The following is a 21,063-nucleotide window of genomic DNA, read 5'->3' on the forward strand; positions in this document are numbered from 1 at the left end:
GCATTCGCAGGTGATCGGCCTCCGCCACAGGCTCCGGGAGTCGTCCAGCCCGGCCGGGCCCGGCGCGTGTGCTCGCGCGAACCCGGCCCATGCCGGAGTCGCCGGCCCGACCGCGCCGTGAGCCGCACGCCTGAGCCGCACGCCTGAGCCGCACGCCTGAGCCGCACGCCTGAGCCGCACGCCTGAGCCGCACGCCTGAGCCGCACGCCTGAGCCGCGCCGTGAGCCGCGCCGCCTGAGCGCGTCGCCTGAGCCGCGCCGCCTGAGCCGCGCCGCCTGAGCCGCGCCGCCTGAGCGGCGCGCCTGAGCCGCTCACGTCCGGACCCGACCGGCGCGCAGAGCCGCGCCACGGACGGCGTCGGGCCGGGGCGGGCCGGTGGGGCCGGCTATGTGGCGGGGGTCGGTCCGTGCCGGAGATCGTCGCCGGCGGGTGGCCGGGAGGTGTCGCGGGTGGCGAGGACGCGCAGCGTCTCGGCGGTCGCGACCGCGTCGCTACGGGCGCTGCCGTGCCGGCCGTCGCCGCTGTAGAGCGACGGGTCCGCGACCAGCGGATGGTCGGTCAGGTGCACGTGCAACGTGCCGAGGCGCTGCGCCACCGCGCGGGTGTGCGTGGACAGCCGGCGCATCCGCTCGCCCAGGCCGGCCCGCAGCGCGTCCGGCACGGCCGGGCTGTGCGACACGTCGAACATGCCCACCGTGATCACGTCCGCCCCGGCGTCGCGCAACGCGGCGACCATCGCGGACAGTTCGGCGTCGACCGCGTCCGGGTCGTAGCCGGGCCGGAACGCGTCGTTGCCGCCGCACACCACCAGCGCCAGGTCCGGGCCGAAGGCCAGCGCGTCGGTCAGTTGGGTGGCCCGTACCTCGTGCGCGCGCAGCCCACGCCGACCCAGGTTCAGGTATGCCAGATCGGGCCGCACCCCGCGTAGCTCGGCCGCGATCCGGTCGGCCCACTGGACGTCCGGGTAGCCGTCGACCGGCTCGCAGAGCCCCTCCGCGACGCTGTCGCCCAGCACCACGAACCGGTGCCACGGATGCCCGCGCAACAGCTCGCCCGCCTCACCGGGGCGCAGGCACCACGGGTCCGTCGCCTCGGTCAGCGTCGATGGCATGCCCGGCAGGCTAGCCGAGCCGACGCGCCGGAGGAAGACCGTCAGGCGCCGGCCCGGTGCGCGGCGGCGAGCCGCTTCGGGGCGCGGGCATACCACGCCTCGGTGAGCAGCTCGGTCAGCTCGGCCGCCCCGATCCGGTCGAGCCGCACCAGCACCGCCGGGTAGCCGTCGAGGTGGGGCACGGTGAAGTAGACCGCCGGGTCGTCGGCGAGCAGTGCCTCCTTGGCGCCCAGGTCGGGCACCCGGGCGGCGAGGATCGGCCCGTCGGGGGCGGCGTCGCCGAGCGCGTCGAGGTCGGCGCGGCGCAGCGGCCGTTCCCAGGCGAACATCTTGTCACGCACCCGCCACGCCGGCAGGTCGTCGTAGGACCCGCGCTCGGTGGTCTCGGGCAGGGCCAGCGCGACCCGCCGGACGTCGTCCCAGCTCGCCATGGGCCGACCCTACGCCCACCCACCGACACCGCCGCTCAGGCCGGCGTGGCCGCGACCGGCTCCGACGCCGGGCGGTCGGTCGACGAGCGGGCGAACAGCAGCGGCACCACGGTGAGCACCAGGCAGGCCACCGCCATCACCAGCAGCGCCCGGTGCAGCCCGAGCGCCGCCACCGACCAGCCGCCGAGCAACGCGCCGACCGGCAGGCCCAGGAAGGCCACCGAGCCGGAGATGCCCAGCACCCGGGTCTGCAACGCCTCCGGCACCCGCTGGTAGAGCGCCGCGCCGAGCAGCGGGTTCACCGCCGCGATCCCGATGCCGGACAGGAACGTCACCACCAGCACCACGACCAGGTCGTCGCTGAGCGCCAGGGCGAGCAGCCGGGGCGTGCCGCTGAGCGCCAGCCCCAGCGCGAACACGGCCTGCCCCGGCAACCGCGTGCCGAGCACGGTGAACAGCAGGTTGCCCAGCAGCGCGCCGGCGGAGAACACACCCAGCAGCAGCCCGAACCCGGCCGGGTCGCCGAGCACCTCACTCACCCAGAGCGGAATCCAGACCGCGACGCTGGCGTTGGCGAACATGTTGGACGCCGACACCACGATCAGCATGGTCAGCAGCGTCCGATCGGTGCGCAGGTACGCGAAGCCGCCGCGCAGCGCCCGCAGATAACGCTCCCGGGGCGCCGGGTGCGCCGGCGTCGGCGGCCGGACCAGCAGCCCGATCAGCAGCGCGCACACCGCGAACGTGGCCGCGTCGATCCAGATCGCCCGGGTCAGCCCCACCCAGTCGATGAGCAGACCGCCCAGCACCGCGCCGAACAGCGTCATGCCCCGGGCCAGCCCGTCGTAGGCGGAGGTGAGTCGGATCAACGGCACCCCGGCCCGCTCCGCGGCCGGCTTGAACAGCACGTGCTTGACCCGGTCGCCGATGCCGCGCAGCCCGCCCGCGACGGCCACCAGCACCAGCAGCGTGCCGAACCCCAGCCAGGGCGCCAACGCCACCACCGCCATCGCGGCGGCGCTCGCGGCGTCCACGACGACGGAGGTACGGCGTACCCCGAACCGGTCCGCCCACGGGGTGGCCAGCGCGCTGGAGAGCATGTACGGCAGCGTCTCCGCGGCCGCGACCAGGCCCATCCGGGTGGGGCTGCCGGTGGTCTCCAGCACCAGCCAGGGGATGGCGACCACCGAGATCCGGGTGCCGAGGTTGGACAGCAGGTCGGCGCCGACCAGGGTGTACAACTCCCGGCGCGGGTTCACGCCGAGGTCCCCACCGAGTCGGTGTCGGCCGGGTGCGCGGCGGCGTACCGGGCCCGCAACGCCCGTTTGTCGACCTTCGCGGACCGGTTCAGCGGCAGTGCGTCGACGAACTCCACCGCGCCCGGCGCCCACGTCCCGCTCAGTTCCCGGGTCACCAACGCGATCAGCTCGTCGCCGGTGACGGTCGCGTCCGGCGCGGGCACCACGTACGCGTGGGGCAGTTCCCCGGCCACCGGGTCCGGCACGCCGATCACCGCGGCGGCGCGGACCTCGGGGTGGCCGGCGAGCACGTCCTCGATCGGGCGGGAGTAGATCGGCCAGCTGCGCTGCCGGGTGAGGATCCGGTCCTGCAGCCGGTCGACCAGGTAGAGGAACCCGTCGGCGTCGAGGTGGCCGATGTCCCGGGTGCGCACCCAGCCGTCGACGAGCGACTCGGCGGTCAGCTCGGGCTGCCCGTGGTAGCCGGCGAAGCTGAGCTTCGTGCGCACCCACACCTCGCCGTCGACGCCGGCCGGCAGCACCCGCCCGTCGGCGTCCCGGATCTGCACCGTCACGTCCCCGTACGGCCGGCCGCAGGACCGCAGCCGCTCCGGATGCTCCGGGTCCTCGGTGAGCCCGGGCAGCGCGCAGATGACCACCGCCTCGCTGAGCCCGTAGACGATCCGTAGGCACGGGCCGAACCGGGCGATCGCCTGACGCAGCCGGGCCGGCGCGGCCGGCCCGGCGCCCACGTTGAACATGAACATCGCGGAGAAGTCGGCGCCCGGCAGGTCGGGGTGGTCGAGCACCTCGTAGAGCATCGGCGGGGTGACGAACGTGGAGGTGAGCCGCTCGGCGTCCACGGTGGCGACGAACGCGGCCGGGTCCCACCGCTCGCGCAGGAACAGCACCCCGCCGGTGAACAGGTTGAACAACGTGGTGATCTGGCCGCTGGCCAGCCACATCGGCGAGTGCGACAGGTGTCGCAGCAGCGGGAACCCGGCGCCCCGGAAGTCGGCGGCCAGCGCGAGCACCTGCCGGTAGAAGCTCTCCCGGTGGTGCACCAGCTTCGGCGTGCCGGTGGTGCCGCTGGTCTGCAGGAACGACTCCGGCGCGGGCACGTCGGCCGGCGGCGGCGCCGGCTCCGCGCCGCCGGCGGTCAGGTCCGGCCCGGCGCCGCCCGGCCCGAGGCAGAGCACCGGTACGCCGGCCAGGCCCGCGGCGAGCTGCCCGCCCAGCGGGTCGCGCGGGTCGTGCACGAAGACCTCCGGTTCGGCCAGCGCGACGAACTCGTCGATCTCGCGGCGGGAGGTGACCGGGGCGATCCACATGCTGCGGCAGCCGAGCAGGTGCAGCGCGAGTTGCAGCAGCGGCCCCTCGAGCGTGTTGCCGAGCATCACCAGCACCGCCGCGCCCGGCCGTACGCCGTGCCGGCGCAGCGCGGCGGCCAGGGCGCGCACCTCGGCGGCGACCTGGGTGTAGGTCAGCCGGCGGTCGCCCGCCACCAGCGCCTCCCGATCACCGAATCCGGCGAACAGGTCCAGCGCCTCGTGCACGTAGTTCGGGCGGTCGGTCATGGCAGCCCCCATCGTGGTCCGCGAACGGCGTCCGGGCAGGTCGGAGCCGGGATACGACGGCAGGTGCCAAAGTCGGCGACCGCACCGCCGCCGGTTCCGAGCCTAGGCATCGGCGGTCCACGGCGGACAGAGCCGATCGGCGTCGGCTCGCGCCCCCCGGGCATTTGATCAGGTCGATCAGGTTGATTGACGCTCGTCATCGCAGACGGCTAGTTTCCCGTCCATCGACCGGGCGGTGACGCCGACCGCGCCACGCCCGGGGCTGCCGACCATGGAGGATCGATGCCGACCCCGAAGAGATGGCACGTCATAGCTTCCGCCGCAACGCTGCTGCTCGCCGGCACCCCGGCGGTGACCGCGAGCGCCGGCCCCACCGACACCGACCGCGCCGGGCACGGGCGCGCGGAGTGGGCCGGGAGCTGGGCCGCGGCGGTGACCCGCGGCAACACCGTGGGGCTGACCAACACCGGCCTGAACGACCAGAGCATCCGGATGACCGTGCAGACCACGGTGGGCGGTCCCCGGCTGCGGGTCCGGCTCACCAACCTCTACGGCGAGCAGGCGGTGAAGGTGGGCCACGCGACGATCGCCCGGCCGAACACCGCCACCACCGACGACCTGTCCGACGTCGACCCGGCCAGCGTCCGCGAGCTGCGGTTCTCCGGCGGCACGTCGGCGACCATCAACAAGGGCGCGGAACTGCTCAGCGACCCGCTGCCCTATCCGGTGGCCGAGCAGGAGGACCTGGTGGTCACCCTGTACTTCCCGGTGCTCACCGGCCCGGTCACGTTCCACGGCCAGTCCCGGGTCACCAACTTCATCGGCGCGACCGACCTGACCACGACCCCGGGCGGCGCCGGATTCACCGTCAAGCCCAACTGCTGCTGGATGTTCCTCTCCGGCATCGACGTCGAGCGGCGGGCCACCCCGGGCTCGGTGGTGGTGCTCGGCGACTCCATCGGCGACGGCAACGGCAGCACGGTCAACACCGACCAGCGGTGGCCGGACCTGCTCGCCGAGCGCCTGATCGACGCGCGTCCGGAGGTCCGCACCCCGGGGGTGCTCAACCTCAGCCTGGCCGGCAACCGGCTCAACCACGAGGGCACCGAGCCCGGCGCGGGCGGCTTCCCCGGCTACTACGAGCTGGGCCCGAACGCGTTGGCCCGGCTCAACGAGGACGTGTTCCCGCAGACCGGGGTGCGCACCGTCATCACCCACCTGGGCATCAACGACATCTGGATGAGCGGCGACAGCGCGGAGGCGATCATCGCCTCGCTGCGGCAGCTCAACCAGCAGGTCAAGGCCCGCGGCCTGACCAGCCTGGTCGGCACGATCACGCCGTACGAGGGCAACGGCGGGCCGGGGGTGTGGACCGAGGAGAAGGACGCCACCCGCAACGCGGTCAACACCTGGCTGCGTGGCGCCGGGCGGGCCGAGTTCGACGGCGTGCTCGACTTCGACGCCGTGCTGCGGGACCCGGCACGGCCGAGCCGGCTGCTGCCGGCGTACGACGCCGGGGACCACATCCACCCGAACGACGCGGGCGCGCGGGCGATGGCGAACGCCGTCCCGTTGCGGCTGCTCGGGCTGTGACACCGGGCGGGGGCGGCGTCGGCACGGCGGCCGCCCCCGCCGCCATTCCTGGGGAGGAACGACCGCCGTGGACGTCAGCGAGATCCTCACCGGCCTGTACAGCGAGCAGGGCCGGCAGAACCCCTATCCCTTCTACGCGCCCTGCACGCGCACGGGCCGATCAACCACATTCCCGTCCGGGCCGAGCACAGCACCGTGACCGCCGTCGCCGGCGGCTACGACGTGGTGGACCGGATCCTGCGCGATCCCGACTGGTACAAGGGCCTCCCGCCGGGCTGGGAGGAGCAGGAGATCCTGCGTACCTTCCTCACCTCGATGATGTTCGTCAACCCGCCGGACCACACCCGGATGCGGGCCGTCTTCGCGAGGACCTTCACGCCGCGCCGGCTCGGCGCGCTGGAGCCGGTGGTGGTGCGGATCGTGGAGGAGCGGCTGGACCGGATGGCCGAGGCCGGCGGGCACGGCGCCGAGGTCGACTTCGTCGCCGACTTCGCGTACCCGGTCCCGGCCCTGGTGATGGCCGAGTTCGTCGGCCTGCCGGCGGCGGACCTGGCCTGGTACCGGCAGCGGGTCGACTGGATCGACGAGTACATGGACGTCTCCGGCAAGACGCCGGAGCGGCTGGCCCGGGCCAACCAGGCCGCCGAGGAACTGCGGGTCTACTACCGGGACCTGATCGCCCACCGGCGCCGCTCACCCGCCACCGACCTGATCAGCGGGCTGGTCGAGGTGCTCGACGCGGGCGACGTCGACCTCACCGAGGACGAGCTGATCAGCAACCTGATCGTGCTGTTCAACGCCAGCTTCGTCACCACCGTCTACATGTTCAGCAACGGGCTGCCGCTGCTGCTGGACCACCCCGAGGTGACCGCCGCGCTGCCCGGCGACGACGCGCTGGCCCGCGGCTGCGTGGACGAGGTGCTGCGGATGGAGAGTCCGGTGCACTTCCTGGCCCGCTCCGCGCCCGCCGACACCGACGTGGACGGCGTTCCGGTCGCGCGCGACGACAACGTGCTGCTGCTGATCGCCGCCGCCAACCGGGACCCGGCCCGGTTCCCCGACCCGGACCGCTTCGATCCGCGCCGCGCCGGGCCGCCGTCGCTGGCGTTCGGCGTCGGGCTGCACTTCTGCCTCGGCTCGGCGGTGTCCCGGCTGGAGGGACGGATCGCGCTGCCCCGGCTGTTCGCCCGGTTCCCCCGCCTCACCGTCACCCAGCCCTGGACCTACAGCGGGAGCCTGTTCCTGCGCGGCATCGACAAGCTCTTCGTCACCACCGGGGAGGCCGGATGACGCTCGACCCGCAGGTCCTCGCGTGGCGGGCCGCGCGCGCCGCCACCGGCACCGCGCCGCTCTACACCCAGACCCTCGCCGAGGCCCGCGCCGCCGACCTCGCCGCGATCCGCGCCGGCTCCGGCGCGGTCGAGCCGGTCGCCGAGGTACGCGACACGCACGTGCCCGGCCCGGGCGGGCCGCTGCCGGTGCGGATCCACCGGCCGCCCGGCGACGGCCCGCTGCCCACGCTGGTCTGGTTCTTCGGTGGTGGCTGGACGCTCGGCAGCGTGGACACCGCCGACGGGATCTGCCGCCGCCTGGTCAACCTGGCCGGCTGCCAGACCGTGACCGTCGGCTACCGGCTCGCCCGGAACACCCGTTCCCGGCCGCGGTGGAGGACTGCCACGCCGGGCTGCGCCACGTCGCCGCGCGGGCCGACGAGTTCCGCGTCGACCCGGGCCGGCTCGCGGTCGGCGGCGACAGCGCCGGCGGCAACCTGGCCGCCGCGGTGACGCTGCTGGCCCGCGCCGACGGCGGTCCCCGGCTCGCCGCCCAGGTGCTGGTCTACCCGAACACCGACCAACGCCCCGGCGAGCGCCCGACCGACGACGAGGACCCGCTGCTGTTCAACCGGCACTCGGTGCGGTGGTACCGGGACCACTACCTCGCCGACCCCGGCGACGCGGCCCACCCGCTCGCCTCGCCGCTGCTCGCCGAGAACCTGTCCGGACTGCCCCCGGCGCTCGTGGTCACCGCCGGGCACGATCCGCTGCGCGCCGAGGGCCGGCGGTACGCCGAGCGGCTGCGGGAGGCCGGCGTGCCCACCGAGACGGCCGACTACCCGGGCATGGTGCACGGCTTCTTCGCCATGCCCGGCGTGTTCGACGCCGGCCGCGAGGCCCAGGAGCGGGCCGCCGCGTTCCTGCGTCGGCGGTTCGGCCTCGACCCGGCACCGGCCCCGGCGAGCGTCGGGACCGAGCATGGCTGAGTCCGGTTCGTTCGTGCCGCCGGTCAGCCTGGCCGACTTCGCCGCGTTGGCCGGGCGGCGCTGCCGGCCGACGTGTGGGACTTCGTCGACGGCGGCAGCGGCACCGAGACCGCGCTGGCCGCGAACCGGGCCGCGCTGGACCGGGTGGCGGTGCTGCCCCGGATGCTGGCCGGTGTGGACGACCCGTCCACCGGGGCGGCGCTGCCGGGCGGCCCGGCCGCGCTGCCGGTGGCGGTCGCGCCGATGGCGTACCAGCGGTTGCTGCACCCCGACGGCGAGCCGGCGCTCGCGGCGGCGGCCGGCGTGGCCGGCGTGCCCTACGTGGCCAGCACGCTGTCCAGCACGCCGATCGAGGAGATCGCCGCCACCGGCGCGACGGTCTGGTTCCAGCTCTACTGGCTGCGCGACCGAGGCCTGGTCGCCGACCTGCTGGACCGGGCGGCGGCCGCCGGCTGCGCCGCGCTGATGGTGACCGTGGACGTGCCGGTGCTCGGCCGTCGGCTGCGCGACGCACGCAACGGCTTCGCGCTGCCGCCGCACGTCACCGCCGCCAACCTGCCCGGCGACCGGGACGACCTGGCCCACCAGGGCACTCCCGGCGTGTCCGCGGTGCAGGCGCACACCGGCGCGGTCTTCGCCCCGGCGCTGGGCTGGGCCGACCTGGCCTGGCTGCGGGCGCGTACCCCGGTGCCGTTGCTGGTCAAGGGCATCCTGGACGCGCGCGACGCGGTCCGCGCGGCGGACGCCGGCGTGGACCGCGGTGGTGGTCTCCAACCACGGCGGCCGGCAGCTCGACGCGCCCCCGGCCACCGCCACTGTGCTGCGGAGGTCGTCGACGCGGTGGCGGAGCGGTGCGCGGTAATGCTGGACAGCGGCATCCGCAGCGGCACCGACGTGCTGCGGGCGCTCGCCCTCGGCGCCACCGGTGTGCTGGTCGGCCGGCCGCTGCTGTGGGCGCTCGCAGCCGGCGGCCGGGCCGGCGCCGAGGCCGCCCTGGCGCTGCTCGCCGCCGAGCTGCGCGACGCCCCTCATCCTCAGCGGCTGCCCGGACCCGGCCGCGGCCCGGCGGCTGCGCACCCGGATCGGAGGCTGACGTGGAGCCGGTGGACCTGGCCGTCACGGCGCTGCACGGCAGCGTCGACGACCCCGCGCTGAACTCGATGAACTTCCTTAACGAGGTGGCGCAGCACTACCCGGAGGCGGTGTCGCTGGCCGCCGGCCGGCCCTACGAGGAGTTCTTCGACTCGGCGCTGCTGCACGCGCACCTGGACCGGTTCCGCCGGCACCTCGCCGACGACCTCGGCCTGGACCGGGCGCAGGTCGACCGCACGCTGTTGCAGTACGGGCGGACCAAGGGGATCGTGCACCACCTGATCGCCCGGCACCTGGCCGTGGACGAGCGGATGAGCGTCGACCCGGAGACGATCGTGGTGACGGTCGGCTGCCAGGAGGCCATGTTCCTGGTGCTGCGCGCGCTGCGGGCCGACCCGGCCGACGTGCTGTTCGCGGTCGCGCCCACGTACGTCGGGCTCACCGGCGCGGCCCGCCTGGTCGACCTGCCGGTGCGCCCGGTGGCCGGCGGGCCGGACGGGGTGGACCTGGCCGACCTGCGCGCCGGGGTGCGCCGGGCCCGCGCCGAGGGGCTGCGGCCCCGGGCCTGCTACGTGATGCCGGACTTCGCCAACCCGTCCGGGGTCAGCATGGACACCGCGCACCGCCACCGGCTGCTGGACCTGGCCGCCGCCGAGGACCTGCTGCTGATCGAGGACAACCCGTACGGCCTGTTCCCGGCGGCCGGCACGGACCGGCGGCCGACGCTCAAGGCGCTGGACACCGCGCGGCGGGTGGTCTACCTCGGCTCGTTCGCCAAGACCGTGCTGCCCGGCGCGCGGGTCGGCTACGTGGTCGCCGACCAGCGGGTGGGCGGCTCCGACGGCACGGTCGGCCCGCTCGCCGACCAGCTCGCGAAGATCAAGAGCATGGTCACGGTGAACACCTCGCCGATCAGCCAGGCGGTGATCGGGGGCGCGCTGCTGGCGCACGACTGCTCGCTGGTGGCCGCCAACGTGCGGGAGCGGTCCGCGTACGCCCGCAACCTGGGTCACCTGGTCGACGGCCTGGCGCGGCGCTTCCCGGCTGGCGGGCCGGTGCGCTGGACCGTGCCGGCCGGCGGCTTCTTCGTGGTGGTCACCGTGCCGTTCCCGGTGGACGACGCGCTGCTGCACCGCTCGGCCCGCGAGTACGGCGTGCTCTGGACGCCGATGGCGCACTTCTACGACGCCGGCACGCCGGTGCGCGCGCTGCGCCTGTCGGTGAGCGCGGTCACGCCGGCGCAGATCGACCTGGGCCTGGACCGGCTCGCCGCGCTGGTCGGCGACGTGACGGCCGGCGTGGGTGCGCCGGCGTGACGGCGCACTGTCGCCGTTCCGGCACCACCCGTGTTCCCCGGCGCGGCGCGCTCCGTTGATAATGGACGGATGGTTGCCTGGGAGTACGCGTTGCTGGTCCGTCGCTATCAGGGGCAGGGCCGCAATTTCCACGTCACGTTCGTCTGGTACGGCCCGGACGGCTCGCGCTCCGACGTGACCGCGTACGGCGACACCGCGATCGCCCACCTCAACCGGGTCGGCCGCGAGGGCTGGGAGCTGGTCTCCGCCGCCGAGGACGTGAACAACGTGCAGGGCAGCACCGAGGTGCACCGCTACCACCTCAAGCGCCCGCTGCGCTGACCCGATAGCGTCTCCCCGCCGGCAGGGGAGGGGAGCAGCGGTGGGTCGCTACGTGGTCGGGGTGGACCTGGGCACGCTCTCCGGGCGGGCCGTGGTGGTCGACGTGGTCGACGGCGCCGAGCGGGGAAGCGCGGTGCACGCCTACCGGCACGGAGTGCTGACCGAGCGGCTCCCGGGCGGGCCGGCGCTGCCGCCCGGCTGGGCGCTGCAGGACCCGGCCGACCACGTGGAGGTGCTGCGGACCGCCGTACCCGCCGCCGTCCGTGCCGCCGGGATCGATCCGGCCGAGGTGGTCGGCGTCGGGGTGGACGCCACCTCGTGCACGGTGCTGCCCACCCTGGCCGACGGCACCCCGCTCGCCGAGCTGCCCGACCTGCGGGACCGGCCGCACGCCTGGCCGAAGCTCTGGAAGCACCACGCCGCCCAGCGGCAGGCCGAGCGGATCACCGCCCTGGCCGAGGCGCGCGGCGAGAGCTGGCTGGCCCGCTACGGCAGCCGGGTGTCCGCCGAGTGGCAGCTGGCCAAGGCACTGGAGGTGCTGGAGGAGGACCCGGTCGTGTTCCACCGGGCCCGACACTGGGTGGAGACGGCGGACTGGCTGGTCCGACGGCTGTGCGGGCGGGCCACCCGCAACGCCTCCGCCGCCGGGTTCAAGGGGCTGCGGCAGGACGGCCGTGACCCGGACGCCGGCTTCCTCGCCGCGCTGCACCCGGAGCTGCCCGGCCTGCTGGCGAAGCTGGACCACGGCCCGCTGCTGCCGCCGGCCGCCCGCGCGGGCCTGCTGACCGGGGAGGCGGCCGGCTGGACCGGCCTGCCCGCCGGCGTCCCGGTCGCGGCCGGGGCCATCGACGCGCACGTGACCGCGGCGGCGGCCCGGACGGTCGCGCCCGGCCGGATGCTCGCCGTGCTCGGCACCAGCACCTGCCTGATCCTGAACGCGGAGCACCGCCACGAGGTGCCCGGCGTCTGCGGGGTGGTCGCGGACGGGGTGACCGCCGGCCACTGGGGCTACGAGGCCGGGCAGAGCGGGGTCGGCGACATCTTCGCCTGGTACGTCGAGCGCGGGCTGCCCGCCGCGTACGCCGAGGAGGCCGCCCGGCGCGGCCTGTCGCCGCAGGACCTGCTGGACGCGCTCGCCGCCGACCAGCCGGTCGGCGGGCACGGGCTGCTGGCGCTGGACTGGCACAGCGGCAACCGTTCGGTGCTGATGGACCACGAGCTGAGCGGCGTGCTGGTCGGGCTCACGCTGGCCACCCGGCCGGAGGACATCTGGCGGGCGTTGCTGGAGGCGACCGCGTTCGGCGCCCGCACCGTGCTCGAGGCGTTCGGGTCCGCCGGCCTGGCCGTGGACGAGCTGACCGTGGCCGGCGGTCTCACCGCGAACCGGTTGCTGCTGCGCGTCTACGCCGACGTGCTGCGCCGCCCGCTGCACGTGCTGGCCGCCGCGCACCCGGCCGCGCTGGGCGCGGCGATCCACGCGGCGGTCGCCGCCGGCGTGTACCCGGACGTGGAGCGCGCCTCGGCGGCCATGGGCGCGGCACACCGCGAGACGGTCCATCCGGACCCGGCCCGCGCCGACGCCTACGACGACCTGTACGCCGACTACCGCGCCCTGCACGACCACTTCGGCCGGGGCGGCACCGACCTCCTGCACCGCCTCCACGCCCGCCGCGCCCCCGCCGACCCGCCCTCCCCACGGTGACCGGGGAGTTCGGGTCGGCGGCGGCAGCCGGTCGGAGTCAGGCCAGGTCGACGGTGGGGTAGAGGGGGAAGGGGGTGAGCAGGTCGGCGGCCTGCTTGCCGACCTGCTCGGCGACCGCCGGGTCGAGGACGTACTTCGCCTTGGACGCGGCGCCGTCCGGGCCGGTGCCGGCCGTGGTCTGGCTGAGCACGGTGTGGATCAGCTCGGCGGTGGCGTCCATCTCGGTGGCGCCGAGCCCCCGGGTGGTCAGCGCCGGGGTGCCGATCCGGATGCCGGAGGTGTACCAGGCGCCGTTCGGGTCCTGCGGCACCGCGTTGCGGTTGGTCACGATGCCGGAGTCGAGCAGCGCCTGCTCGGCCTGCCGCCCGGTCAGCCCGTAGTTGGACACGTCGATGAGCACCAAATGGTTGTCGGTGCCGCCGGTGACCAGCGTCGCGCCCCGGCGCAGCAGCCCGTCGGCGAGGGCCTGGGCGTTGTCGACGATCCGCTGGGCGTAGTCGGCGAAGTCGGGGCGCCGGGCCTCGGCCAGCGCGACCGCCTTGGCGGCCATCACGTGCGGCAGCGGGCCGCCGAGCACCATCGGGCATCCCCGGTCGACCTGGTCGGCCAGCTCCGGACCGCACAGCACCATGCCGCCGCGCGGGCCGCGCAGCGACTTGTGCGTGGTGGTGGTGACGATGTGCGCGTGCGGCACCGGGTCGAAGTCGCCGGTGAAGACCTTGCCGGCGACCAGCCCGGCGAAGTGCGCCATGTCGACCATGAAGGTGGCGCCGACCGAGTCGGCGATCTCCCGCATGATCCGGAAGTTCACCTTCCGGGGGTACGCCGAGTAGCCGGCGACCAGGATCAGCGGCCGGAACTCGCGGGCCGCCTCGGCCACCCGGTCGTAGTCGATCAGCCCGGTCGCCGGGTCGGTGCCGTAGCTGCGCTGGTCGAACATCTTGCCGGAGATGTTCGGCCGGAAGCCGTGGGTGAGGTGGCCGCCGGCGTCCAGCGACATGCCGAGCATCCGCTGGTCGCCCAGCTCCCGGCGCAGCGCGAACCAGTCCGCCTCGGTGAGGTCGTTGACGTGGCGGGCCTGGGCCTTCTTCAGCGCGGGGGACTCGACCCGGTCGGCCAGGATCGCCCAGAAGGCGACCAGGTTGGCGTCGATGCCGGAGTGCGGCTGCACGTATGCGTGGGCGGCGCCGAACAGCTCCCGGGCGTGTTCGGCGGCGAGCGCCTCGACGGTGTCCACGTTCTGGCAGCCGGCGTAGAAGCGCCGACCGACGGTGCCCTCGGCGTACTTGTCGCTGAACCAGTTGCCCATGGCCAGCAGGGTCGCGGGGGAGGCGTAGTTCTCGCTGGCGATCAGCTTCAGCGACTCGCGCTGGTCGGCCAGCTCCGCGCCGATGGCGTCGGCCACCCGCGGCTCGACGGCGCGGATCACCTCCAGCGCGCTGCGGAAGGCGGTGGACTCGGCGTTGCGCGACATGCGACCTCCTGGTGACGTGCGGAAGGCCCAGGCGCTCGGCATGCGTCCTCATGACGAGGCCGCTCCCCGATGGTGCTCCATCTCCACGCGCCAGTCACGGCCCGCGCCGATCCTACCGGGTGGGCCCGCGCCGGACCTGCGGGGTTGGGCCGCTCAGGCGACGACGGCGTCGCGCGCCTTCTTCAGCGCCTTCGGGGCGGTCGGCGTCGTCGGGGCCTTCGGCCGCAGGTCGAGCATCCGCTGGCCGATCTCCTGGAGCTGGTTACGCCCGAGCGCCTCGCGGACCTTCGGGAACCACTCCTGCTCCTCCTCCTCGACGTGGTGCAGCACGTTCTCGATCAGCACCGTCGTCTTGGCCACGTACCGTTCGTCGTCGGCGTCCATGGTGAACAGCTCGAAGCAGAGCACGTCCGCGACGTGGTGCTCCTCGTACGACTCGAGGATGTCGTCCTCGACGTCCGGCACCAGCTTGCGGACCTCGGGGTACATCACCTCGTTCTCCAGGTAGGTGTGCACCGTCAGGGCCTCGAGGATCTGCGTGACGATCTTCCCGTGCGCGCCCGCCGGGCCGTCCTCGGCGTCCTGGAACGCCTTGAACAGGCGGCGGATCTCCTTGTGGTCCTCCTTGAGCAGGACGATCGCGTCGGTGGACACCGGTGCCTCCTAGGGTCGACTGATGTCGGCCCCCGTACCCCCGACCGGATCGGCACAAACCGTGCGGATCACACCGTGGCCAGCGTGTACGGGATCTCGTCGAGCAGCTCGCGGGCGAGGAAACCGATCCGGCCGTAGCGGGGGACCAGCCGCTGCCCGCTCACCGCGTGCGCGAACGCGGCCCAGCAGGCGGCCTGCGCGGGGTCGGCGCCCCGGGAGAGCAGCCCGGCGAGCAGTCCGGCGCGCACGTCGCCGCTGCCGGAGGTGCCCAGCCCGGCGTCCCCGCTCTCCTCCCGCCAGGCCCGGCCGTCCGGGGTGGCGATGTGGCCGTAGAGCGAGACCACCGCGTCGTAGCGGCCGGCCAGCTCGATCGCCTCGGCGTCCAGGTCGTCGCCGGGGTCGCGGTCGAGCAGGTGGCGGGCCTCGGTGAGGTTGGGGGTCAGCACCACCCTGCGGCCCGAGCCGACCAGCAGGTCCGGCTCGTGGCTGAGCGCGCCGAGCGCGTACGCGTCGAGCACCAGCGCGGTCTCCGGCCCGGCCGCGTCGAGGACCAGGCGCAGCAGTTCCCCGGTGGTGTCGATGTCGTTCAACCCGGGCCGACCGTCACCACGTCCGCGTCGGCGACCAGCCCGCCGAGCAGGTCGCCGGGATCGCCCCGGACCGCGCCGTCGCGGTTCTCCGGCAGGCCGACCACCAACGCCTCGGGCACCTGGATGCTGAGCGCGGCGGCGGTGGACTCGGCGGCGGCGAGTTGCAGCACGCCGGCGCCGGCGCGCAGCGCGGCCACGCCGGCCAGCAGCACCGCCCCGGGCGTGAACCGGGAGCCGCCGACGACCAGCACCGTGCCTCGGGCCTCCTTGCCGCCGGTCGGTACGGGCAGCGCCCAGTCCCGCAGCAGCGCGGGGGTGATCACGTCAGACCGGCTCGGCATGGACCTCGTCCTCCCTGGTGGGTTGCGCCCCCTGCCGGTGCAGGTGGGTGACGTCGTTGAACAGCTCCGGCGTGAGGCGGCCGGACTCGTCGGCGCGCCAGCCGGTGACCGAGCAGTTGGCGATCACGTGGTCACGGGTGAGCGCCATCAACTCCTCCTCGGTGAGCCCCTCCACCAGGTAGCGCAGCAGGAACACCAACGCGTCGTGGCCGAACAGCAGCACCCGCCCGCCCTCGTGGTCGCGGCGCAGGTCGCCCAGCAGGGCCCGCAGCCGCAGCGCCACGTCGGTCCAGGACTCGCCGCCCGGCGGGCGGTAGTAGAACTTGCCGAGCCGGGCGCGTCGCTCGGCCTCCTCGGGATGGCGCCGGCGCACGCCGTGGCCGGTCAACCCGTCGAGGATGCCCAGCTCCCGGTCGCGCAGCCGTTCGTCGCGGCTCATCGGCACGCCGGTCCCGGCCAGGGCCAGCTCGGCGGTGCGCACCGCCCGCAGGTACGGCGACACCACCGCCACGTCCGGCCGGCGCCCCTCGGGCAGGCCGGCCAGCCACCGGCCGGTCGCCCGGGCCTGCTCCTCGCCGGTCGACGACAGCGGCACGTCCGCGTCCCGGTGGGTGAGGTCGATCAGCTCGGCGCCGGACGTCTCGGCCGCGGTGGCCGCCACGTTCGCCGTGCTCTCGCCGTGCCGGACGATCCAGAGCGATGCCAACTCCGCCATGCGGCCTCCGGTACCCGGGGTCCGGGACGGGTAACCGTGCCGGTCGCCACCGTGCGTGAACGTGCCGGGAAGGGGTAAGCGGGCGGTTCCGGAAGTCGACACAGGGAGGTGTGCCGTGGCGACCATGGTCCGTGAGCCGATGAGCCCGGTGAAGGACAAGAACTACGACCTGATCCACGCGCTGCAGATGTCACTCCAGCACATCTGGCAACTGGAGACGTACATCGCGGACGCGGAGGACCGGGGCGACTCCGAGCTCGCCACCTGGTTCCGCAAGATCCAGGAGAACAACCGCAAGGCCGGCGACCAGGGCAAGAAGCTGCTGGCCGAGCGCCTGCAGCGGGAGAACGGCTGACCGTCTTCCCGATCGGCCGGGTGGGTGCGCCCACCCGGCCGACGCGTGCCCGGGCGAGGGACAGCGCCGTACGCATCGATCCGGCAGGATGTCCGGCAGGCCGGGGCGGTCCCGGTCGCCGGGGGGCGGGCATGTCGACGGTGGTCCGGGGTCTGCGCGAGGCGCTGGTGCTCTTCGTGATCGCGGCGGTGGTGATCGCGGTCGCGGTCGGCATCTGGGTCGCGGTCGCCGGTGGTGACTTCGTGCACCGGCTCGGCGCGTCGTTCATCCTGGCCGGCCTCCTGATCGGGGTGACCGGCGACCTGACGCTGAGCCGGATCGGCATGCTGGACGCGCGGTCGGCGTTCGGCCTGCCGCCCGAGCGGGACGACGGCGGCGGCGGGCGGGTCCTGACCGGTGTCGGCGTCTTCCTCTTCGTCTCGGTGCCGCTGATCGTGGTCGGGGCGCTGCTGATCACCTGACGAGATGCCCGCGTGCGGCCGGTCCACGTCGTACGGTGTGGGGCGTGGCGACCACGGCGGCCGAGGAACTCCGGGTGGGGGAGCGGCTGGTCCGCGTCTCCAGCCCCGACAAGCCCTACTTTCCCGAGCGCGGGCTGACCAAGCTGGACGTCGTGCGCTACTTCCTCGCCGTCGGTGACGGCATCCTGCGCGCGCTGCGGGACCGGCCGACCATGCTGGAACGCTGGCCGCGCGGGGTGTTCGAGGGCGCGAAGGTGGCCACCCGGCAGACGAACAAGGGCGACGCGTTCTACCAGAAGCGGCTGCCGGCGGGCGCGCCCGACTGGGTCCGCACCGCGCACATCACCTTCCCCAGCGGCCGGACCGCCGACGAGGTGGCCCCGAGCGAGCTGGCCGTGGTGATCTGGGCGGCCAACCTCGGCACGCTGCGGTTCCACCCCTGGCCGGTGTCGAAGGCCGACGTCGAGCGCCCCGACCAGCTGCGCATCGACCTCGATCCGATGCCCGGGGTGGACTTCGCGCAGGTGGTGCCGGTGGCCCACGAGGTGCGGGCGTTCCTCGCCGAGCTGGGCATGGAGGGCTTCCCGAAGACCACCGGCGGTCGTGGCATCCACGTCTACCTGTCGATCGAGCCGCGCTGGAGCTTCGGGGAGTGCCGGCGGGCGGTGCTGGCGCTCGGCCTCCAGATGCAGCGCCGGCTGCCCGACCTGGTCACCACCACCTGGTGGCGGGACCAACGCGACCGGCCGGTCTTCGTCGACTACAACCAGATGGCCCGCGACCACACCATGACCTCGGCGTACTCGATCCGGCCGACGCCGCGGGCGCTGGTCTCGGCGCCGCTGGACTGGGCCGAGCTGGACGACGCCCGCCCGGAGGACTTCGACGTGGTGAGCATGCCGGCCCGGTTCGCCGAGCGCGGCGACCCGCACGCCGGCCTGGACACACGGCGATATTCCCTGGAACGCCTGCTGGAGCTGGCCGACCGCGAGGGCCTGGAGTCACCGCCGGAGCGTTGAGCGCTCAGGCCCAGGGGCTCAACGTGCCGTCGAACTCCTCGAAGACCAGCCAGGTGCGGGTGGAGAGCACCCCGGCGATGCTCTGGACCCGGTCCAGCACCACGTCGCGCAGCGTGGCGTTGTCCGGCGCGCGCACCAGGGCGAGCACGTCGTGCTCACCGCTGAGCAGCGCCGCGTGCTCGATGTAGCGCACCTGGGCCAGCTCGGCGGAGACCTCCCGCCAGGTGTTCTGCTCGATGGTCAACGCGATGTAGGCCGACGTGCCCAGGCCGGCCGGCTCCGGGGCGACCCGCGCGGTGAAGCCGGTGAGCACGCCGTCGCGCAGCAGCCGCTCCACCCGGGCGTACGCGTTGGTGCGCGAGACGTGCACCCGTTCGGCGAGCGTCCGGATGGACAGCCGGGCGTCGGCGACCAGCTCCCGCAGGATCCGCCGGTCGACCTCGTCGAGCGGCCCGACCGAACGTCCCGTTCCGCCCGCCCCGCCCGGTGTGGTGCCGGTCTCCTGGCTCACTCCGCCCGCCTCCCCGTGCCATTCGTCCCGCGTTCATCCCGGATGTTGAGTCAATCATCCCTGAGCAGGAGCATAGGGCCACCACACGTCCAGGAGGTCCCCGCCGTGACGACCACACCCCAGGCGGTCCGCAGGGCATCCCCGCGCACCCGCCGGCCGGCCACCCCGGCCGCTCCCGACCCGACGGCCGGCCTGCTGCCGCAGTCCGAGCCGGTCCGGCTGCTGAATCCGGACGGCACTCCGCTGCCGCCCCGCGACGACTACCCCGAGCCGCCGGTCGAGACGCTGCGCGAGATGTACCGCCGGATGGTCGTCGGCCGCCGCTTCGACACCCAGGCCACCGCGCTGACCAAGCAGGGCCGGCTCGCCGTCTACCCGTCCGCCCGGGGCCAGGAGGCCTGCCAGGTCGGCGGCGTGCTGGCGCTGCGCGACACCGACTGGGTCTTCCCGACCTACCGGGAGTCGATGGCGCTGACCGCCCGCGGCCTCGACCCGGTCGAGGTGCTCACCCTGCTGCGCGGCGACTGGCACTGCGGGTACGACCCGGCCGTCACCCGCACCGCGCCCCAGTGCACCCCCCTCGCGACCCAGTCCGTGCACGCCGCCGGCCTCGCCTACGGCGAGTCCTACCAGGGGCGGGACACCGTCGCGCTGACGTTCATCGGCGACGGCGCCACCAGCGAGGGCGACTTCCACGAGGGCGTCAACTTCGCCGCCGTGTTCAAGGCCCCGGTGGTCTACCTGGTGCAGAACAACAAGTACGCGATCAGCGTGCCGCTGTCCCGGCAGACCGCCGCGCCGACCCTGGCCTACAAGGGCGTCGGCTACGGCGTGCCCAGCGAGCAAGTCGACGGCAACGACCCGGTGGCCGTCCTCGCGGTGCTGAACCGCGCCGTCGCGCACGCCCGCGCCGGCAAGGGCCCCTACCTGATCGAGGCGCACACCTACCGGATGGAGCCGCACACCAACGCCGACGACCAGACCCGCTACCGGGACGCCGAGGAGGTCGAGGCGTGGCGCGACCGCGACCCGATCGCCCGTCTGGAGGCCTACCTGCGGGCCCGCGGCGTGCTGGACGACGCGGCCGTCGCGGCCGTCGCACAGGAGGCCGAGGAGTACGCCGCCGCGCTGCGCCGCCGGATGGACTCCCAGCCCACCGTCGACCCGCTGAGCCTGTTCGACCACGTCTACGCCGAGCCGACGCCGCAGCTGGTCGAGCAGCGTGAACTGGTCCGGGCCGAGCTGGAAGCGGCCCGCGACGAGGAGGGGGACGCCTGATGGCCACCATGACCATGGCGAAGGCGCTCAACGCCGCGCTCGCCGACGCGATGCTCGACGACGAGCGGGTGGTCGTCTTCGGCGAGGACGTCGGCCAACTCGGCGGCGTCTTCCGGATCACCGACGGGTTGCAGGCCCGCTTCGGCGACAAGCGCTGCTTCGACACCCCGCTCGCCGAGGCGGGCATCGTCGGCTTCGCCGTCGGCCTGGCCATGTCCGGGCTGCGGCCGGTGGTCGAGATGCAGTTCGACGCGTTCGCGTACCCGGCGTTCGAGCAGATCGCCTCGCACGTGGCGAAGCTGCGCAACCGCACCCGCGGCGCGCTCAGCGTGCCGATGGTGATCCGGGTGCCCTACGCCGGCGGCATCGGCGGCGTCGAGCACCACTGCGACTCCTCCGAGGCCTACTACGCGCACACCCCGGGGTTGAAGGTCGTCACCCCGGCCACCGTCGAGGACGCGTACTCCCTGCTGCGCGCCGCTGTCGACGACCCCGACCCGGTCGTGTTCCTGGAGCCGAAGAAGCTCTACTTCGGAAGCGGCGAGGCGGAGCTGCCGGCGCGCACCGCGCCGATCGGCACCGCCGTCGTGCGCCGCCCCGGCACCGACGCCACCCTCGTCGCGTACGGGCCGGCGGTGCCGGTGGCGCTGGCCGCGGCCGAGGCGGCCCGGGAGGAGGGCTGGGACCTGGAGGTGGTCGACGTGCGCAGCATCGTGCCGTTCGACGACGCCACCGTCACCGCCTCGGTACGCCGCACCGGACGGTGCGTGGTGATCCAGGAGGCGCAGGGCTTCGCCGGCGTCGGCGCCGAGATCGCCGCCCGGGTGCAGGAGCGATGCTTCCACGCGCTGCACGCCCCGGTGCTGCGGGTCTCCGGACTGGACATCCCCTACCCGGCGCCGATGCTGGAGCACACCCACCTGCCCTCGGTCGACCGGGTGCTGGACGCCGTCGCCCGGCTGCAGTGGGACGACCAGCCCGACACCCGGTGGGTGGCGGCATGAGCGAACGCACCGAGCGAAGC

Annotated in this window: 17 protein-coding genes, 4 pseudogenes and 1 riboswitch; of the genes and pseudogenes, 12 read left to right on the top strand and 9 right to left on the bottom strand. The window is 74.4% G+C overall.

The annotated features are described in order from the left end of the window. Positions 1-385: 385 nt before the first annotated feature. The 4 genes from CO540_RS02460 to CO540_RS02475 are packed head-to-tail and all read right to left on the bottom strand — an operon-like array spanning position 386 to position 4,357. The gene (locus CO540_RS02460) at positions 386-1,111 is read right to left on the bottom strand and encodes an SGNH/GDSL hydrolase family protein (RefSeq protein WP_099160735.1); all 726 of its coding nucleotides are present in this window, start codon (positions 1,109-1,111) and stop codon (positions 386-388) included. Positions 1,112-1,152: 41 nt separating this feature from the next. Beyond that, the gene (locus CO540_RS02465; RefSeq protein WP_099160736.1) at positions 1,153-1,542 is read right to left on the bottom strand and encodes an MmcQ/YjbR family DNA-binding protein; all 390 of its coding nucleotides are present in this window, start codon (positions 1,540-1,542) and stop codon (positions 1,153-1,155) included. 35 nt (positions 1,543-1,577) lie between these two features. Further along, positions 1,578-2,801: an MFS transporter gene (locus CO540_RS02470; RefSeq protein WP_099160737.1), complete on the bottom strand. Its 1,224-nt coding sequence runs from the start codon at positions 2,799-2,801 to the stop codon at positions 1,578-1,580. Further along, the gene (locus CO540_RS02475; RefSeq protein ID WP_099160738.1) at positions 2,798-4,357 is read right to left on the bottom strand and encodes a class I adenylate-forming enzyme family protein; all 1,560 of its coding nucleotides are present in this window, start codon (positions 4,355-4,357) and stop codon (positions 2,798-2,800) included. Before CO540_RS02475 ends, CO540_RS02470 begins: the two co-directional genes overlap by 4 nt. Before the next feature lie 309 nt (positions 4,358-4,666). Between CO540_RS02475 and CO540_RS02480 the strand changes: the two genes are divergently transcribed. The 7 genes and pseudogenes from CO540_RS02480 (at position 4,667) to CO540_RS02510 (ending at position 12,641) form a co-directional block, all read left to right on the top strand. Beyond that, entirely contained in the window at positions 4,667-5,950 is a 1,284-nt protein-coding gene (locus tag CO540_RS02480) for an SGNH/GDSL hydrolase family protein (RefSeq protein ID WP_172967976.1), read from the top strand. Positions 5,951-6,017: 67 nt separating this feature from the next. Then, positions 6,018-7,240, top strand: a pseudogene (locus CO540_RS02485) (cytochrome P450). Beyond that, positions 7,237-8,210 (top strand): annotated as a pseudogene (locus tag CO540_RS02490) (alpha/beta hydrolase). Before CO540_RS02485 ends, CO540_RS02490 begins: the two co-directional pseudogenes overlap by 4 nt. Next, positions 8,203-9,303: pseudogene (locus CO540_RS02495) on the top strand (alpha-hydroxy acid oxidase). Before CO540_RS02490 ends, CO540_RS02495 begins: the two co-directional pseudogenes overlap by 8 nt. Before the next feature lies 1 nt (position 9,304). Continuing rightward, positions 9,305-10,618 (top strand): PLP-dependent aminotransferase family protein, encoded by a 1,314-nt coding sequence (locus CO540_RS02500; RefSeq protein WP_099160741.1) that lies wholly within the window; start codon positions 9,305-9,307, stop codon positions 10,616-10,618. 69 nt (positions 10,619-10,687) lie between these two features. Continuing rightward, positions 10,688-10,939 (top strand): hypothetical protein, encoded by a 252-nt coding sequence (locus tag CO540_RS02505; protein ID WP_091574162.1) that lies wholly within the window; start codon positions 10,688-10,690, stop codon positions 10,937-10,939. A gap of 40 nt (positions 10,940-10,979) precedes the next feature. Continuing rightward, entirely contained in the window at positions 10,980-12,641 is a 1,662-nt protein-coding gene (locus tag CO540_RS02510) for a ribulokinase (RefSeq protein WP_099160742.1), read from the top strand. A gap of 37 nt (positions 12,642-12,678) precedes the next feature. Here CO540_RS02510 and CO540_RS02515 read toward each other — a convergent pair whose 3' ends face one another. From CO540_RS02515 to CO540_RS02530, 4 genes and pseudogenes are all read right to left on the bottom strand, one after another. Further along, a complete protein-coding gene (locus CO540_RS02515; RefSeq protein ID WP_099160743.1) occupies positions 12,679-14,115 on the bottom strand; it encodes a glycine hydroxymethyltransferase in 1,437 nt (478 codons plus the stop codon). A gap of 18 nt (positions 14,116-14,133) precedes the next feature. After that, positions 14,134-14,223: riboswitch (ZMP/ZTP riboswitch) on the bottom strand. Between the two features lie 45 nt (positions 14,224-14,268). After that, complete coding sequence (locus CO540_RS02520) at positions 14,269-14,769, bottom strand: hemerythrin domain-containing protein (RefSeq protein WP_099160744.1); 501 nt, start codon at positions 14,767-14,769, stop codon at positions 14,269-14,271. A gap of 68 nt (positions 14,770-14,837) precedes the next feature. Beyond that, a pseudogene (locus tag CO540_RS31265) lies at positions 14,838-15,700 on the bottom strand (NAD(P)H-hydrate dehydratase). After that, on the bottom strand, positions 15,684-16,415 hold the full coding sequence (locus tag CO540_RS02530; protein ID WP_091574168.1) for a histidine phosphatase family protein: 732 nt from the start codon (positions 16,413-16,415) through the stop codon (positions 15,684-15,686). Before CO540_RS02530 ends, CO540_RS31265 begins: the two are co-directional and overlap by 17 nt. A 124-nt stretch (positions 16,416-16,539) precedes the next feature. Here CO540_RS02530 and CO540_RS02535 point away from each other — a divergent pair, with 124 nt between their 5' ends. The 3 genes from CO540_RS02535 (at position 16,540) to CO540_RS02545 (ending at position 18,250) form a co-directional block, all read left to right on the top strand. Continuing rightward, on the top strand, positions 16,540-16,770 hold the full coding sequence (locus CO540_RS02535; protein WP_091577528.1) for a hypothetical protein: 231 nt from the start codon (positions 16,540-16,542) through the stop codon (positions 16,768-16,770). 131 nt (positions 16,771-16,901) lie between these two features. Further along, the gene (locus CO540_RS02540) at positions 16,902-17,231 is read left to right on the top strand and encodes a hypothetical protein (protein WP_099160745.1); all 330 of its coding nucleotides are present in this window, start codon (positions 16,902-16,904) and stop codon (positions 17,229-17,231) included. Positions 17,232-17,266: 35 nt separating this feature from the next. Next, positions 17,267-18,250 (top strand): DNA polymerase domain-containing protein, encoded by a 984-nt coding sequence (locus tag CO540_RS02545; protein ID WP_099160746.1) that lies wholly within the window; start codon positions 17,267-17,269, stop codon positions 18,248-18,250. Between the two features lie 4 nt (positions 18,251-18,254). Here CO540_RS02545 and CO540_RS02550 read toward each other — a convergent pair whose 3' ends face one another. After that, on the bottom strand, positions 18,255-18,761 hold the full coding sequence (locus CO540_RS02550; protein WP_091577530.1) for an Lrp/AsnC family transcriptional regulator: 507 nt from the start codon (positions 18,759-18,761) through the stop codon (positions 18,255-18,257). A 72-nt stretch (positions 18,762-18,833) separates the two neighbouring features. Between CO540_RS02550 and pdhA the strand changes: the two genes are divergently transcribed. Further along, positions 18,834-20,039, top strand: coding sequence for a pyruvate dehydrogenase (acetyl-transferring) E1 component subunit alpha (pdhA, locus tag CO540_RS02555; RefSeq protein WP_099164553.1), 1,206 nt, complete (start codon positions 18,834-18,836; stop codon positions 20,037-20,039). Then, positions 20,039-21,043, top strand: a complete 1,005-nt coding sequence (locus tag CO540_RS02560; protein WP_099160747.1) for an alpha-ketoacid dehydrogenase subunit beta — start codon at positions 20,039-20,041, stop codon at positions 21,041-21,043. The genes pdhA and CO540_RS02560 overlap by 1 nt, the downstream gene beginning before the upstream one ends. Positions 21,044-21,063: the final 20 nt, after the last annotated feature.

The sequence above is a fragment of the Micromonospora sp. WMMA2032 genome, assembly GCF_002688545.1.
GTDB classification, from domain to species: domain Bacteria; phylum Actinomycetota; class Actinomycetes; order Mycobacteriales; family Micromonosporaceae; genus Micromonospora; species Micromonospora sediminicola.